This is a genomic window from Limnoglobus roseus (assembly GCF_008254045.1).
Taxonomy (GTDB): domain Bacteria; phylum Planctomycetota; class Planctomycetia; order Gemmatales; family Gemmataceae; genus Limnoglobus; species Limnoglobus roseus.
Genome location: NZ_CP042425.1, coordinates 1,011,981 through 1,026,201, shown reverse-complemented (window position 1 = coordinate 1,026,201; position 14,221 = coordinate 1,011,981). Strand labels below are relative to the sequence as shown.

Genomic DNA, 14,221 nt, shown 5'->3' with positions numbered 1-14,221 from the left:
AAGGTGCCTAGACTGTGCCGGTTGTGCGGTCTGGCAAACCTGTGGCGACGATTCGGGTTTTATGCAAAGTTCGGACCGTGGCGGGCCGATGGTAATGGCAGTAGCGATGGAATCGCGAACCGGTCCATCACGCCGGGCGACGGCCTTGGGCCGGTTACGGGGGCGTGCAATCCGTTGGGGGATGTATGAAACGAACGACTGCGACACTCATGCTCCTGTCCTGCCTCGGCGGGTGCATGACCACCGACAGCCAGAAGAAACAAACCACCTCGGCCGGCTTCAACGTCCCCCACAAGGGCATGGAAGTCCCGAACGTGCAAGGGCCGGACGGCTCGCCCGTGATGGTCACGCGGGGCAGCCAGGACGACACCGTGAAGATGGCCAACTACGTCCAGGCCAAGAAGACGGGTAAGCTCACCAAACCCACCAAGGGTGACAGCGGCGTGGTGCAGGCGTCGGCTAACACGACGACCGCCGACCCCGGCGTCGTGCAGGCCTCCGGCTTCGCCCGCATCATCGGGACGCCGGCGGCCGGCTGTGCCGACGGCAGTTGCGGCGTGAAGCACGCGGGCTGGGGCCAAGGCCAGGGCATCGACCCGAGCGCCTACGGCCCGATGGGTTCGCAGTTCGACATTCTCAAGGGTAACGCCGGCATCATGCCGGTGCCCGCGATGGGCGTCCCCGGGGCCGTCGCCGCCATCGGCGCGATCGGGCCGGGCAGCCCTTACGGCCCGACGATTAGCAACCAGCGGACGTCGATCAAGTTCGTCTCGCCGGAGCGCGTGCGGGTGAGCTGGCTGAGCAACGGCGTCTACGCCGACACCGGCCTGGTCGCCCCGGCGAGCTACAACTTCATGCAAGGCAACGTCTACCGCCTGAAACTCGCGGGCGTGCCGACGCAGCCGTCGAAGCTCTACTACCCGACGCTGGAAATCGCCCCGGCCACGCTGAAGACGGTGACGTTCCTGTCGCACAACTCGGTCCCGGTCGCGTTCACCAACGACGACTTCGACCGCGTGAACGCCGGGAACATGGTCATCAAGGTCATCTACCTGCCCGACCCGGCGTTCCAGGACGCGGCGGCCCTGGGCGGTGCGGAGGAAGTCGTCTCGACGCAACTCGAACCGGGGGCCGACCCGATCGTGGAAGCGACGCGACGCGGGGCGATCCTAGCCGTGGTCCGGTTGGGTAACATCAACCTCGAAAACCCGAACTCGCCGGCGATGGACGCGGTGACGCCTGGCGGGATGGCTCCTCCCGCGGGAATGATGCCCCCGCCGGGAATGATGGCGCCTCCTCCGGGCATGATGCCCCCGGCGATGCCGCAGGCCATGTCGAACCCGTCGACCGCCCCGACCGCTCCGACGATGCCGGTGAGCATCCCGCAGGTTCGCTGAGCAACCGATTGACCTTGTAGGCGGTACCGACGGCGACGGAAGGCCACCCTTTCCCACCCGGCGGTGCCGCCTTGTGCGTTCGAGCGTGCGTGTTCAAGTCTGTGCCGACGATTTTCGAGGGCCTTCGTCATGAACTTCACGTCCCTGCTCTTGCTCGCCCCGCTCGCGGCCGGTGTCCACCCCGGCAAGCAGGACGCCGGCTGTGCCACCGGCAATTGCCCGCCGATGACGGCCCCGAAGCCCAACTACTTGATGCCTTACACGCCGGTGCCGCCGCAACTGATCGCGCAGGCGTGCCCGCCGATGCCGCCCGCCCCGCTGCTCGCCACGAAGATCGTCGTCCCGACCGGCGTGCGAATCGTCGCGGCCCCCGGCACCGGCGGCGCGAAGATTTTCACCGCGTCCACCACCTTCGGCCTCCGCCCCGGCTACGTCTACCGCTTCGAACTGACAGGCCTGACGAACCGGCCCAATGAGTCGCTTTATCCGGAGATCGAAGTCCGCGGCAGCCTCGCCCCGCGGCCCGGCATGAACTACATGGACTACCCGGCCGCGATCAACTTCAGCGAGATCGACCTGGCGAAAGCCGCCCTCGGCTCGCTCATCACGAAGGTCATCTACCTCGAAGATCCTGAGAAGGCGGTGCCGGTGAAGACGACCGCCGACCGGCCGCTGGAGCAGTTCGCGGACACGGAAGACGACGCCATCCACGCCGCCGCCGAGAATGGCCGCCCGGTGCTGATCGTCCGCCTCGGCAACCGCGTCCCGACGGAAGCCGATCTGAACCGCGCCGCGATCCCCGGCACGGTCCTGCTGCCCGGCGAACAAGCCCTCGGCCGACCGGCCGCGTCGCCGACGCTCGGCTGGTACGGCGTGCCGCTGTACGACCCGATCCTGGGGCCGAAGCAACTGACGGAAGAGTGCTTCACCGACGGCGGCGACACGAAGAACCCGCTCGGCATCCGCGGCACCGGCGACCTCGGCGGCCTCGACGCGACCGACGTGGCCCTGGAGTACTCGCAGGGCGACAAGCGGAAGGTCACGACCTCGAACAAGGTGTGCGTGTGCGTGCCGCGGTTCGCCGTGCAGAAGGTCGAAGTGAACGCCGGCGGCCTCTACTTCGCGTACCGCTTGGAAGCCGGTGTGCAGCGGACGGCCGCGAGTTCTTCGCGGTCGAACCTGCTCGTGCAAGCCGTGTCCGAACGGCTGAAGCCGGTCGGCCTGGAAATGCCGATCCGCCCGATGGCTCAAATCGGCCGGCAAGGGGCGGAACTCGTCATCGGCACGCAGAAGGCGACGGCCCACTACACCGTCAACGGTACGCAGGTCGTGAAGTCGTCGGTCGAGCCGGACGAACTGGTGAACTTCCCGAACGAGATGATCGTGACGAAGTCGGTCGAGCCGAAGGCGAACGTGAAGATCGGCGACGAGGTCACGTTCACGCTGACGTACAAGAACGACACGTCCCTGCCGGTGTCCGACTTGGTTCTCAGCGACAGTCTCTCACCGCGGCTGGAGTACGCCGCGGGGTCCGGCCGGTCCGACCGGCCGACGAACGTGACGACAGAACTGAATGGAAATTCGACGGTCGTGAAGTTCGAAATCCCCGGCACGCTGCAACCCGGTCAGGGCGGCGTGGTGAAGTTCAAGGCGAAGGTCCGGTAACGTCGGCCACGGAATCTTCGAAGGCCGCCCTGACCGGGCGGCCTTTGTCCGTTGATGGCCCACACTTCCGCATCCATTTCGACGGCCCGCGATATAATCATTCAACCAGACCCCCGAACGCGGAACCGCTGATGAAGATCGTGAACTACCCCCACCCCGCCCTGCGGGCCAAGTGCAAGCCGGTGGCGAGCATCGACAAGGACGTGCGCATCGCGGCCGGCGAAATGCTGGAGTTGATGTACAAGCGCGAGGGCCTCGGCCTGGCCGCACCGCAGGTGACGCTCGACTACCAACTTATCGTGGTGAACTTCGAGGGCGAGCCGGACCGTAAGGACGCGGAAGTAGTCGCGATCAACCCCGTCATCATCGAGTCGAAGGGCGTTGAGAAGGACCGCGAAGGCTGCCTGAGTTTCCCCGGCTTGTACCAGGACATCCGCCGGGCGAAGACGGTGAAGGTGCAGTACTACGACCTCGACGGTGCGTTGAAGACGATGCTCTGCTCGGACCTCGCCGCCCGCATCTGGCAGCACGAAATCGACCACCTGAACGGCGTGCTGTTCATCGACAAGATGGGCCCGCTACAACGGTTCAGCAGTCGCAACGACATCCACACCCTGATGACCGAGTTCGACGACGACCGGAAGCGCGGCCTCTTGCCCGCGGACATGGAGCCCAAGCTGTAATGCGCATTGTCATGATGGGGACCGGCACGTTCGCGGAGCCGACGTTTGAAGCTCTGATCGCGGCCGGCGAGAACGTCGTCGGCCTCGTCACGCAGCCGGACCGCGAGGTCGGCCGCCGCACCGGAGCCTCGCGGCAAGTGGGGAAGGGCCTCGCCAACATCGCCGCGGCCGCGAACATCCCCGTCGTGCAACCGCCGAGCATCAACACGCCGGAGGGGTTGGCCGAGTTGCAGGCGTTCGCCCCCGACTTGGTCGTGGTCGCGGCCTACGGTCAAATCCTGAAGCCGGCCGTCATCGCCACGCCGCCGCTGGGCATGATCAACGTCCACGCCTCGCTGCTGCCGAAGTACCGCGGGGCCGCCCCGGTCGCTTATTCGATTTTGAAGGGTGAGACGCAGACCGGTGTCACGATCATCCGCATCACCCCCGGCCTCGACTCCGGTGACATGCTCGCTCAGGAATCGCTCGCCATCCTCCCCGACGAAACCGCCGGCGAGTTGGAATCGCGGTTGGCCCCGCCGGGGGCGCGGCTGTGTTTCGACGTGGTGCAACGGCTGAAGCAAGGGCCGGTGACGGGCACGAAGCAAGACCCGGCTCTCGTGACGAAGGCCCCGAAACTGACGAAGGAGATGGGCCTGATCGACTGGACGAAGCCCGCGAACGAAGTGGCCAATCAGGTTCGCGCGATGCAGCCGTGGCCGACGGCGTACACGTTCTTCCACCGGCCGGGCAAGGAACCGATGCGGGTGATGGTGACGCGGTCCGTTGTACACGGGATGGGTCATCCGCCGATGGACTCAGGGCCTCCTCCTGGGACTGTGTGGGCGAACGAAGGCGGACTCGTCATTCAATGTGGGCCGCGTTCACCTGTACCGTTCCGCACAACGCTCAGGATGTCTGAACTCCAGCCCGCCGGGAAGAAGCGGATGACGGCTGAGGAGTTCCTCCGTGGCTACCCCATTCAAGAAGGCTACCGCTTCGGGCCGGAGAAGTTGGCGTGATATAGTGGGCTTGTTCTGACCAGGAGGCTGTATGATCACGACCATCGACCTGACGCCGATCCTCGAACTGCCGGTGGCCCAACGCATCGGCGTGGTCCAGGCCATCCTCGACAGTATCGCCGCGGATTCGGTCGAACCGGAAATGAGTGAGGAACTGAAGTCGGAACTCGACCGCCGCATCGCGGCGTACCGCGCGAATCCGGCCGCGGCTCGGCCGTGGGAGCAAGTCAAGGCGTCGCTCTTGGCTCGGAGAAGGTCATGAGCCTTCCCGTCGTTCTATGGGCGGAAGCAGAAGATGAGTTGCAGGAAGGCTACGACTTCTTCGAGAATCAACGACTCGGTTTGGGTGACGACTTCGTAGCCGAAGTGGAGGGCGTGTTTCGCCGCATCTCGGTCAGCCCAAAGTTGCACGCCATCGTGTACAAAGACGTCCGCAAGGCGGTCGTTCCGCAATTCCCTTACTGCGTATACTACCTCGCCGAGCCGAAGGAAGTGGCGATCGTCTCCGTCTTCCACACCAGCCGCGATCCGAGCGTTTGGCAGGGCCGCCGCTAACGAGTCCTCTCCCATGTGGCACCGCATCTTCGGCCATTCCCTCGACTCGCCCTCGCCCGCGGCGTTGGCCGAGAATCTGCACGCGCTCGGCATCGGCGTTGAGCCGCACTTCCGCGGTGACGACCTCGGCTGGACCCGTGGCGAATTACTCCTGCCCGGCGGCGGCACGCCGATCTTGCTCGAACGCTATCTCACCGAGGAAGACGACCTGCGCGACATGTTGAACACCTTCGCCGCCGAGTTGGAGACGATGACGCACAGCCCGAACAACGTGAAGCTGATGGAGCACGTCATCAACACGAAGCAACTCGTCACGCTCCGGAAGCCGATCGACCACGCCGACGAATCGCGGCTCGACGCGACTGTGCAGGCCGTCGTGCAGTTCCTCGCGGCCGGCACGGGTGGCGTCTACCAGATCGACGGCAAGGGCTGGTTCGCAACCGACGGCACGCTGCTGGTACAGGAATATTAACGATCACCCGTCCGGCGTGTCGAGCAACTCTTGCAACCGCGCCGCCAGTTCCGGCGGGAACTTCGCGGGCCACGTCGCGTCGATCAGGCCCGCATCGATCAAGTCTCGCACGTCCACACGGTCGCCGCGAAGGAACGACGTGAGCTTCATCCGCACGAGGGGATCGATCGACAACAGGCCGGCTTGCGATTCGTTCAAACCGGGGGCCGGCAGAAGGTGTTCGGGGCGAACTTTCTCGCCCGCGAAGAGAACATGAACAGCACCGCGGTTCTTCGCATCTACCCCGTCGAAGGAGACGATGAGTCCGGCGGATTCCATCGCGACCTTCGCCGCTGGCAGGTCGGTGCGGTCCAGCAGAACTTGCACCGTCTGCGTGTTTCGCACGGCTGTCGGATCAACCCACTCGACCCATTCTGCCACAGCACATTCGCCAACGACGGCGTGCGGGATAACGTGGGCACACAGGGCGGCCGTCGCTCGGCGAAGGCGGTCCCGCACATCTGCGGCGGCGGCCATGCTTCGCTCCCAGCCGGAGAGAATCGCGGGTGTGTCCATGCTCCTAATATACCCGCGGATATAGTGACGGTATGAGCAGCACCGCCGAGAAGTACCTCCGCCCCGAAGTCATTCGCCAGGTCGCCCGGCTCGACCTGCGGGCCAAGTTCATCGTCGAGGGGTTCCTCACGGGGCTGCACTCGTCGCCCTTTCAGGGGTTCAGCGTCGAGTTCTCCGAGCACCGCAAGTACACGCCCGGCGACGACATCAAGGACATGGACTGGAAGGTCTACGCCAAGACCGGCCGGTACTACACCAAGAAGTTCCGAGCCGAGACGAACATGACGGGCTACCTCGTCATGGACCTGTCGAAGTCGATGGGCTACACCTACCGGCAGGAACTCACCAAGTTCGAGTACGGCATCTGCCTCGCCGCGGCCCTCGCGTACCTGATGATCCACCAGCAAGACCCGGTCGGGTTGGTCACGTTCGACGAGAAGATTCAGACCGTGCTGCCGCCGAAGAGTAAGCGCAGCCAACTCGGTACGATGCTTAGCGTCCTGGCGAACCTGCACCCGACGGGGCCGACGGACATCGCCAACGGGCTGTTCCAGCTTGCCGGGCTGATTCGCGGGAAGTGCTTGCTGATGGTCTTCAGCGATCTGCTGACCGACCCGGAAGGCGTACTGATGAACCTCTACCGCCTTCGGCACGCGGGGCACGAGATCATCCTCTTCCACATCCTTGACGAGGCCGAAGTGAAGTTCCCGTTCACCGGGCTGAACGACTTCGAAGACCCGGAGACTGGGGCCGTCGTGAAGGACATCGACGCCCGCGGCATCCGCGATGACTACCTGCAAAGCCTCGGCGAGTTCCAGGAGATGTGGAAGCGGGAGTGCGGCCTCGCGAATGTCGATTACGTGCCGATGGACACGAGCGTCGGTTTCGACAAGGCGCTGCTGGAGTACCTCATCCAGCGGACACGGCGGTTCTCGTGACGTGGAACCCGGAGCGGAAGCGACGGGGTGGACGCCACTCACCCCGTCGCTTCCGCTCCGGGTTCCAGTTGGAACCGGAAGTCGCAGTGTGTCGCCCCTTGCATGATCGTTTGCGTGCGGGTGAGTCGGATGTGGTCGTTGAAGCCGCGGCCGAGTTCGCCGTCGCGGGTGCAGGAGAGCAGTTCGCCGAGTTCCGGCACGCCGAGTTCACGGTACAGTTCGGCGTACCGGCAGCGCGTCACGTTGAACGACAATCGCTCTGGCCCTTCTTCCAGGTACTCGATCGTCAGGGCATCGTCTTCTTGCCAGAGCGGCAGCGCGATGCGGCGGAACGGCTCCAGTGACGGCCGGTCGGTGCCGGTTTGCCCCGCAAGGCGTTCGCCGAACTGATAGGCCATCGCCGTCGTGGTCGCACGGAGGATTTCGCGAGCGCGTTCCGCCCCAACTTCGGGCACGAGGTGCGTCAACAGTTCCTTCGCAAAAAGGGCCTCAATTCGCCGCCGTTGCAAGATGCTCATGGGTTGCTCTGCCACAGAAAACCCTCAACTCGCGGTCCACACTTTCAGTGTACCGTCCGCTCCGGCGGTGATGACCCGGTTTCCGTCGGCGGTAAAGGTGACGCCGATGGTTGTGCCGCGGTGGCCCTTCAGGGTTGCCAGCATACTGCCGGTGGTCGCGTCCCAGACGCGGACCAAGCCGTCTTCGTGAACGGTCGCCAGCTTCGCCCCGTCGGTGCTGAGCGCGAGGCTCATCACCATTCCCGTGGGGCCGGGCCAGTCCGGTTTTGCCGCCTTCGCGGGCACGTCCCAGAGCTTGACCTTCGTGGCACTGCCGCCGGCGAAGAGCGTCCGGCCGTCCGGCGAGAATGCGAGGGCGTTGATGTGCCCGCCCGCGGCTTTCACGCTGCCGGCGGGGTTGCCCTTCGCGTCCCAGAAGCGGACCGTGCCGTCGCTGCTGCCGGTGGCGAGGAGCTTGCCGTCGCGGGTGGTCGCCACGGCGTGGACGTGCTTGGCGTGGCCCTTCAGCGTTTGCAACAGCTTCTTGTCCGCGACCGACCACAGGTAAACGAGCCGGTCGGCCGCACCCGCGATCAGCGTCTTGCCGTCCGGCGAGAAGGTCACACACTCGACGGACTTCGGGCAGTCGTGGAAGGTCGCTACCTCCGTTCCGGCGTCGGCGTCCCAGAGTTTCACGTCGTGGTCGTCGGACACGGACGCGAGCAAACTGCCGGTCGGCGCGAACGCCAAGCCGTGAATGGCCTTCGCGTGGCCGGGCAGTTCGCGGAGTTTCTTGAGCGTTGGCGCGTCCCACACTAGGATGCTGCCATCGTCGGCCGCGGACGCGATCAGTCGCCCGTCGGCCGAACAGGCGACGCACCGGACGACCGTGCCGTGGCCGGACAGCGTGGCCAGCGATTGGTCGGCTCGACCGAAGACGGCGTAGCCGCCCGCCGCCATCCCGGCGACGAGCAACAGGATCAACAACCAGAGTGAAGTTTTCGAACGCATCGTGCTCAGTCCAGGGTAACAGTTTCGCCGCCGGCCCGCGTGCCGAGGGCTTCCCAGGTGATCGCCGGAACCGTGCTGCGGACGAACCTCACGCTGCCGTCGGCGAAGAGGACGTTCACGCCGCCGGTGTGAAAGCTCGCCGCGTCCTCGACGTGGCCGAGGACGTTATTCGGCGTGCGGCCGTCGGCGGCAACGCCGGTGTTCGTGGTGCAGAGGATGTGCGATTCCTCTTCCTCGAAGGCCGGGTTCAGCGGCGGGACCAGGGTGCCGGTGACGGCCCCGACCCACGTCGTCTGCGGGCCGTGCTTGCTCTGGCGTTCCGTCACCAGCATCGTGTTGCTCGACCCGTCGGTGATGTCGGTGACGCGAAAGCCCTTATTTTTCAGCGTCTTGTCGCGGATGAGCAGGCCGGTGTTGGTGTCCGGGAAGCCGCTGACCTCGAAGGTGCCGCCGACGCCGACGTAGTTCGCGAACGCCACGTCGCAGATAGCGGAACTACCGTTGCTCACCGTGAACTTGTCCGCCGGCGGCGAATCGGACGGGCAGCGGTACACGTTCAGCGTCTGAACACGAACGCTAGCGTGGTACGGGTCTTCGATCGGCAGCGCGTAGTTGATCTGTTTGGCGACGTTGTCCTGCTCCAGTTGCGGCAGGATGATCGCCCCCCACCCCCACCCCGGCCCGAGGCTCTCGCTGTCGGTGCTGATGGCGGTCGCATTGAAGCCGCAGGGGAAACGCTCGAACGTGCTGTGAAAGTTGTGGAAGGCCGTGCCGATCTGCTTCATGTTGTTCTCGCACTTCAGGCGTGCGGCTGCCTCTCGGACTTTCTGCACGGCGGGCAATAGTAGGCCGATGAGGATGGCAATGATCGCGATGACGACCAGCAATTCAATCAGCGTGAAGCCGGTTGTCCGGCGGTGAGAGCGAAGCCACATGCGGGAACCCTCGGCGAAGGCGGTGATGGTATTTCAACGTATAACCTTGGTCGAGTGTTCGCAACAAAATTCGCGAAATGCTATGTGCGGTCTGCCTCCTACCGTCGGCGGTCCGGAAATGTTACTTCGGCCGGTTCTTTCTCCCCCGCGACGGGACTTTTGGTATCCTCTTCCTCAGCCACTTCACCCTTGCCGCGGAGACGCCAATGCCGACGACCCTCACCAGCCTGCCGAGTTGGACCGCCTTGAAGTCGCACGCGGACAACGTCCGCGGTCAGCACATGCGCGACCTGTTCGCCGCCGACGGGAAGCGGGGCGAGCGGATGACACTCGAAGCCGCCGGCATCTTCCTCGACTATTCGAAGAACCGCGTCACCGACGAGACCGTGAAACTGTTGCTGGACCTCGCGACGGCGTGCGATCTGAAGGGCAAGATCGGCGCGATGTTCAGCGGGCAGAAGATCAACAAGACCGAGAACCGGGCCGTGTTGCACACCGCCCTCCGCGCGCCGAAGGGTGCGGTCGTCACGGTGGACGGCGAGAACGTGGTGCCGGCCGTCCACGAGACGCTCGACCGCATGAGCGCGTTCTGCGACAAGGTGCGGTCCGGCGCGTGGCTGGGGTACACCGGCCTGCGGATCAAGACGATCGTCAACGTCGGCATCGGCGGCTCCGACCTCGGCCCGGTGATGGCCTACGAGGCCCTGCGGAACTCCGCGACGCGGGTCATTCAGTTCAAGTTCGTCTCGAACATCGACGGCACCGACTTCGCCGAGGCGACGCACGGCCTCGACCCGGCCGAGACGCTGTTCATCATCTCGTCGAAAACGTTCACCACGCTGGAGACGATGACGAACGCCAACACCGCCCGCGACTGGGTGCTGTCGAAGCTGACCGACCCCGGGGCGATCGCCAAGCACTTCGTCGCCGTCAGTACGAACGCCGCCGCGGTGAGCAAGTTCGGCATCGACACGGCCAACATGTTCGGCTTCTGGGACTGGGTCGGCGGCCGGTACAGCATGGACTCGGCCATCGGCCTGTCCACGATGCTCGCCGTGGGGCCGGACGGGTTCCGCGAAATGCTCGCCGGCTTCCACGAGATGGACGAGAACTTCCGCACGGCCCCGTTCGAGCAGAACCTGCCCGTGTTGATGGGCCTACTCAGCGTCTGGTATATCGACTTCTTCGGGGCGGAAACGGTCGCGATCTTGCCCTACGACCAGTACCTGAAGCGGTTCCCGGCATACCTGCAACAACTGACGATGGAGAGCAACGGCAAGCGGGTCACGCTCGACGGCGCCGAGGTCGATTACGCGACCGGCGCGATCTACTGGGGCGAGCCGGGGACGAACGGCCAGCACTCGTTCTACCAGCTCATCCACCAGGGCACGCGGCTGATCCCGTGCGACTTCATCGGCTTCCTGAAGACGCTCAACCCGCTCGGCGCCCACCACGACATCCTCATGGCGAACCTGTTCGCACAATCGGAAGCCCTCGCCTTCGGCAAGACGGCGGAAGCGGTGAAGGCGGAAGGCCACCCCGACTGGCTGGTGCCGCACCGCACGTTCCCCGGCAATCGTCCGTCGAACACGATCCTGCTGGAGAAACTCGACGCGAAGGCAGTGGGGAAGCTGGTGGCCCTGTACGAGCACATCGTCTTCACGCAGGGGGCGATCTGGAACATCGGCTCGTTCGACCAATGGGGCGTCGAGTTGGGCAAGGTGCTGGCCCAGAAGATTCTGCCGGAACTGCAAGCGAAGGACGAGTCGGGGCTGCACCACGATAGCTCAACGAACGCGCTGATCCGCCGCTACCGGGCGAGCCGGGGGTGACGATACGTCAGTACGCACCCCGTCCGATCCGGGCGGGGTCGTGTATGATGGAGACGCCCCGAGGAAAAGACATGCCGACGCTCACGCTCCCCGAACCGACGTTCAACCGCCTTGCGCAACTCGCGGCGGCCCGCAAAACGACGCCGGAGGCGCTCGTGGTGGCTGCCATCGAGCAACTTCCCGACACGCCCCCGTTCCTCCCGCTGACCGGCGAGGCGTGGTGGAAGGCGTTTCACGAGTTCAACGCCCTGATCGAGCAAACTGCGTCACGCTACCCCCCGGGCTTTCAACTCGACGACAGCCGTGAAGCCATGTACGAGGAACGGTTGCGGAGTCAGTTGTGATTCTGCTCGACACGAACATTCTTCTTCGTTACGTCGCCCCGGCCGACGCCGCGCATGGGGTGGCGAAATCAGCCCTGGCCGTCCTTCGTGCGGCGGGTGAACACTTTGCCTTGGTTCCTCAAAATATCTACGAATTCTGGGCAACGGCAACGCGGCCGCTGGCCAGCAACGGTCTCGGCCTCTCGATCACCGAGTGCCAGACTCAGGTGAGTTCGCTCAAAGCTTTCTTCACGTTCCTCCCGGATCAACCGACCCTCTTCGCCGAATGGGAATCGCTCGTCGTCACGTATGCCTGCCACGGCCGCGTTTCGTTCGACGCGCGGCTCGTGGCCGCGATGCAGACGCACGGCATCAACCGAATCTTGACGCTCAACGGCAGCGATTTCTCGCGTTACCCCGGCGTCACGGTGATCGATCCCCATACGGTTGCCGCAATGCCTCCGCCCACGCCGTGATTCGCAGTCACTTCTTCCCCAGCACGAGATCGACGACCCAGCATCCGCGGACATGCGGCCCATCGCCGCGGCAGTGCGAGAGGACATCGGCGTCCTCGCACCCCGCGTCTTGCAGCGCGTCGGCCAGGATCGGCAGCCGGTCGAAGGCGCGGTCGTCGTAAATTGCTTGGGCGAGCGAAACGGCCGTCTCGCTCTGCCAGTGGGAATCAAAGGTAACGGGGCGGAAGGGGTCGCCGAAGATGTCACGGAGGATCGCGGCTTGATGGCGACGGGAGTTTCGGACTCGGCGGGGGATTAGTTCTTCAAGTTCTTGCAGGGCCTCGATCACATCCGTAACTATGAAACGAGGCATGTCAAAATCTGCAGGCGGCACGTTCGTGATGGCATAGGCCGCCCACGAACTAATCCGCCCTCGCCGCGAGCGATGGGCACGAGGGGCCGTACTCAGAGAACCAACCGCCAAGTCACGAGCGATCGAGGACTGTCGTTGGGCTTCCTCCATGTCTTGCTCGGAAGCGAATCCGTCGGCGTACTTTTCGACGACCTCCACGGCCCGGTGGCTCCGTTCGTCGGTGAAATGTTCCCATACGGCGCGACAACACCCGCAACCCAATAATCGGACTCTTCGTTTGGATACGCGATTTGTCTGCTCCAGGAATTGCAGCATTGGAACCGGACTATGGCAGGACTTCCATCCCGCCTCCGTCATATCCACTTCCGCCAGCGGAAGAAGCCGAGGGTCGCGGCGGCAACGGCGGCCATCAGGCCGAGGGCGTAGTAGTAGCCGTACTCCCACTTCAGTTCCGGCATGTGTTCGAAGTTCATGCCGTAGATGCCCGCGATCAGCGTGCAGAAGAGGCCGATCGTCGAGATCATCGTCAGCACCTTCATGATCTCGTTCAGCCGGTTCGACGCGGCCGCGAGGTGCGTTTGCATCAGATCGCTGACCATTTCGCGGGCGCCCTCGATCAGTTCCGTGTACCGCACCAGGTGGTCGTAGACGTTGCGGTAGTACGCGATCTCTTCGTGCTGCACCAACTCGAACTCGCCGCGGACGAGGCGGGCCAATACCTCTCGCTCCAAGATCAGCGTCTTGCGCAGGGAGATCACCTGCCGCTTGAGCCGTAACAGGTGCGTGAGCGTGTGCCGGTTCGGCTTCGAGAAGAGGCGGATTTCGAGTTTGTCGAGGCGTTCACCGAACCGTTCCACGACGGGGGCATACTCGTCCACCATCTCGTCGAGGATCAGGTGGAACAGGAAGTCCGGGCCGCGGCGGGCGGCCTCCCCGCGGCGGTGGACGTAGTCGCCGACGGTCTTCACGCACAGCAGTTCGTCGTAGTGGTGCGTGATGAGGACGTTGTGCGTGAGGACGCCGCTGAGTTGTGGTCGCTTCCAGCCGACGCGCGGGCTGTGCTTCTTCGGCATCCCCGGCTGCATCGTCTCCTCGAACTCCGGCGGCACGTCGTGTTTCGGGTCGCAGACCTCCCACGGCAGCGGGTTGACGACCACGAAGAGGTAGTTCGGGAACTCCTCGACCTTCGGCAAGTGTGCCCCTTGCTCAGGCAATCGCCGCGGCCGCGTCACGTCGTCGAGGGTCAGCGGGTGGATTTTCAGGAAGGCCTCAAAGACTTGGGCCTCTTCCTCCGGCGTCGGGTTCTCCAAGTCAATCCAGACGACGGCGTCGCCGGTTACGTCGGCCGCCGACGCGGGCAGGTCGGGGCGTTCCTGGCAAAAGCCCGTCTTGGTCGAAGGGTCCCAGCGGTAGACGCGGATCATGGGCGCGAAACCCGGTGCGGGCGGCGGATGGAGACAGACAGAGAACAGAGATAAGGAAAAGAGGAGAGATGGATAGGAGATCGCACGTGATTACTACCCTGAGCG

17 protein-coding genes are annotated in these 14,221 nt (G+C 64.6%); 11 read left to right on the top strand and 6 right to left on the bottom strand.

The window, feature by feature from the left end:
* The first annotated feature begins 185 nt into the window (after positions 1-185).
* The 7 genes from PX52LOC_RS04115 to PX52LOC_RS04085 all read left to right on the top strand — a co-directional run bounded on the left by PX52LOC_RS04115 (position 186) and on the right by PX52LOC_RS04085 (position 5,773).
* Positions 186-1,397 (top strand): hypothetical protein, encoded by a 1,212-nt coding sequence (locus PX52LOC_RS04115; protein ID WP_149108897.1) that lies wholly within the window; start codon positions 186-188, stop codon positions 1,395-1,397.
* A gap of 129 nt (positions 1,398-1,526) precedes the next feature.
* Positions 1,527-3,062: an isopeptide-forming domain-containing fimbrial protein gene (locus tag PX52LOC_RS04110; RefSeq protein WP_149108896.1), complete on the top strand. Its 1,536-nt coding sequence runs from the start codon at positions 1,527-1,529 to the stop codon at positions 3,060-3,062.
* 131 nt (positions 3,063-3,193) lie between these two features.
* Positions 3,194-3,745, top strand: coding sequence for a peptide deformylase (gene def / locus PX52LOC_RS04105; protein ID WP_149108895.1), 552 nt, complete (start codon positions 3,194-3,196; stop codon positions 3,743-3,745).
* Complete coding sequence (gene fmt / locus PX52LOC_RS04100; RefSeq protein ID WP_149108894.1) at positions 3,745-4,746, top strand: methionyl-tRNA formyltransferase; 1,002 nt, start codon at positions 3,745-3,747, stop codon at positions 4,744-4,746. The genes def and fmt overlap by 1 nt, the downstream gene beginning before the upstream one ends.
* Positions 4,747-4,777: 31 nt before the next feature.
* Complete coding sequence (locus PX52LOC_RS04095; protein WP_149108893.1) at positions 4,778-5,008, top strand: addiction module protein; 231 nt, start codon at positions 4,778-4,780, stop codon at positions 5,006-5,008.
* Complete coding sequence (locus tag PX52LOC_RS04090; protein ID WP_149108892.1) at positions 5,005-5,301, top strand: type II toxin-antitoxin system RelE/ParE family toxin; 297 nt, start codon at positions 5,005-5,007, stop codon at positions 5,299-5,301. Before PX52LOC_RS04095 ends, PX52LOC_RS04090 begins: the two co-directional genes overlap by 4 nt.
* 13 nt (positions 5,302-5,314) lie before the next feature.
* Positions 5,315-5,773 (top strand): hypothetical protein, encoded by a 459-nt coding sequence (locus PX52LOC_RS04085; protein ID WP_149108891.1) that lies wholly within the window; start codon positions 5,315-5,317, stop codon positions 5,771-5,773.
* 3 nt (positions 5,774-5,776) lie between these two features.
* On the opposite strand, the gene PX52LOC_RS04080 is transcribed toward PX52LOC_RS04085, so the two are convergent.
* Entirely contained in the window at positions 5,777-6,289 is a 513-nt protein-coding gene (locus tag PX52LOC_RS04080) for a hypothetical protein (RefSeq protein WP_246173649.1), read from the bottom strand.
* 71 nt (positions 6,290-6,360) lie between these two features.
* On the opposite strand from PX52LOC_RS04080, the gene PX52LOC_RS04075 reads away from it, so the two are divergent.
* Complete coding sequence (locus tag PX52LOC_RS04075) at positions 6,361-7,266, top strand: DUF58 domain-containing protein (protein WP_149108889.1); 906 nt, start codon at positions 6,361-6,363, stop codon at positions 7,264-7,266.
* Positions 7,267-7,304: 38 nt separating this feature from the next.
* Here the strand turns inward: PX52LOC_RS04075 and PX52LOC_RS04070 are convergent, their stop codons facing one another.
* Genes PX52LOC_RS04070 through PX52LOC_RS04060 form a run of 3 tightly spaced genes read right to left on the bottom strand, consistent with a single transcriptional unit; the run spans position 7,305 to position 9,709 of the window.
* Positions 7,305-7,784, bottom strand: coding sequence for an L-2-amino-thiazoline-4-carboxylic acid hydrolase (locus PX52LOC_RS04070; RefSeq protein ID WP_149108888.1), 480 nt, complete (start codon positions 7,782-7,784; stop codon positions 7,305-7,307).
* A gap of 24 nt (positions 7,785-7,808) precedes the next feature.
* Positions 7,809-8,774, bottom strand: a complete 966-nt coding sequence (locus PX52LOC_RS04065) for a WD40 repeat domain-containing protein (protein WP_149108887.1) — start codon at positions 8,772-8,774, stop codon at positions 7,809-7,811.
* A gap of 5 nt (positions 8,775-8,779) precedes the next feature.
* On the bottom strand, positions 8,780-9,709 hold the full coding sequence (locus PX52LOC_RS04060; protein WP_149115415.1) for a DUF1559 domain-containing protein: 930 nt from the start codon (positions 9,707-9,709) through the stop codon (positions 8,780-8,782).
* A 206-nt stretch (positions 9,710-9,915) separates the two neighbouring features.
* Between PX52LOC_RS04060 and pgi the strand changes: the two genes are divergently transcribed.
* The 3 genes from pgi (at position 9,916) to PX52LOC_RS04045 (ending at position 12,340) form a co-directional block, all read left to right on the top strand.
* Positions 9,916-11,541 (top strand): glucose-6-phosphate isomerase, encoded by a 1,626-nt coding sequence (gene pgi, locus PX52LOC_RS04055; protein ID WP_149108886.1) that lies wholly within the window; start codon positions 9,916-9,918, stop codon positions 11,539-11,541.
* A gap of 71 nt (positions 11,542-11,612) precedes the next feature.
* The gene (locus tag PX52LOC_RS04050) at positions 11,613-11,885 is read left to right on the top strand and encodes a hypothetical protein (RefSeq protein ID WP_149108885.1); all 273 of its coding nucleotides are present in this window, start codon (positions 11,613-11,615) and stop codon (positions 11,883-11,885) included.
* Complete coding sequence (locus tag PX52LOC_RS04045) at positions 11,882-12,340, top strand: type II toxin-antitoxin system VapC family toxin (RefSeq protein WP_149108884.1); 459 nt, start codon at positions 11,882-11,884, stop codon at positions 12,338-12,340. Before PX52LOC_RS04050 ends, PX52LOC_RS04045 begins: the two co-directional genes overlap by 4 nt.
* Before the next feature lie 7 nt (positions 12,341-12,347).
* Here the strand turns inward: PX52LOC_RS04045 and PX52LOC_RS04040 are convergent, their stop codons facing one another.
* Positions 12,348-12,692, bottom strand: a complete 345-nt coding sequence (locus PX52LOC_RS04040) for a hypothetical protein (RefSeq protein WP_246173648.1) — start codon at positions 12,690-12,692, stop codon at positions 12,348-12,350.
* A 353-nt stretch (positions 12,693-13,045) separates the two neighbouring features.
* The gene (corA, locus tag PX52LOC_RS04035; RefSeq protein ID WP_149108883.1) at positions 13,046-14,116 is read right to left on the bottom strand and encodes a magnesium/cobalt transporter CorA; all 1,071 of its coding nucleotides are present in this window, start codon (positions 14,114-14,116) and stop codon (positions 13,046-13,048) included.
* Between the last annotated feature and the right edge of the window lie 105 nt (positions 14,117-14,221).

Bases quoted from the DNA above. Each gene is read 5' to 3' on its own strand.
- PX52LOC_RS04075 (WP_149108889.1), top strand. From the start codon at position 6,361: ATGAGCAGCACCGCCGAGAAGTACCTCCGCCCCGAAGTCATTCGCCAG.
- PX52LOC_RS04040 (WP_246173648.1), bottom strand. From the start codon at position 12,692: ATGCCTCGTTTCATAGTTACGGATGTGATCGAGGCCCTGCAAGAACTT.
- PX52LOC_RS04110 (WP_149108896.1), top strand. From the start codon at position 1,527: ATGAACTTCACGTCCCTGCTCTTGCTCGCCCCGCTCGCGGCCGGTGTC.
- pgi (WP_149108886.1), top strand. From the start codon at position 9,916: ATGCCGACGACCCTCACCAGCCTGCCGAGTTGGACCGCCTTGAAGTCG.
- PX52LOC_RS04095 (WP_149108893.1), top strand. From the start codon at position 4,778: ATGATCACGACCATCGACCTGACGCCGATCCTCGAACTGCCGGTGGCC.
- PX52LOC_RS04080 (WP_246173649.1), bottom strand. From the start codon at position 6,289: ATGGCCGCCGCCGCAGATGTGCGGGACCGCCTTCGCCGAGCGACGGCC.
- PX52LOC_RS04060 (WP_149115415.1), bottom strand. From the start codon at position 9,709: ATGTGGCTTCGCTCTCACCGCCGGACAACCGGCTTCACGCTGATTGAA.
- fmt (WP_149108894.1), top strand. From the start codon at position 3,745: ATGCGCATTGTCATGATGGGGACCGGCACGTTCGCGGAGCCGACGTTT.
- PX52LOC_RS04065 (WP_149108887.1), bottom strand. From the start codon at position 8,774: ATGCGTTCGAAAACTTCACTCTGGTTGTTGATCCTGTTGCTCGTCGCC.
- PX52LOC_RS04115 (WP_149108897.1), top strand. From the start codon at position 186: ATGAAACGAACGACTGCGACACTCATGCTCCTGTCCTGCCTCGGCGGG.
- corA (WP_149108883.1), bottom strand. From the start codon at position 14,116: ATGATCCGCGTCTACCGCTGGGACCCTTCGACCAAGACGGGCTTTTGC.
- PX52LOC_RS04085 (WP_149108891.1), top strand. From the start codon at position 5,315: ATGTGGCACCGCATCTTCGGCCATTCCCTCGACTCGCCCTCGCCCGCG.
- def (WP_149108895.1), top strand. From the start codon at position 3,194: ATGAAGATCGTGAACTACCCCCACCCCGCCCTGCGGGCCAAGTGCAAG.
- PX52LOC_RS04070 (WP_149108888.1), bottom strand. From the start codon at position 7,784: ATGAGCATCTTGCAACGGCGGCGAATTGAGGCCCTTTTTGCGAAGGAA.
- PX52LOC_RS04050 (WP_149108885.1), top strand. From the start codon at position 11,613: ATGCCGACGCTCACGCTCCCCGAACCGACGTTCAACCGCCTTGCGCAA.
- PX52LOC_RS04090 (WP_149108892.1), top strand. From the start codon at position 5,005: ATGAGCCTTCCCGTCGTTCTATGGGCGGAAGCAGAAGATGAGTTGCAG.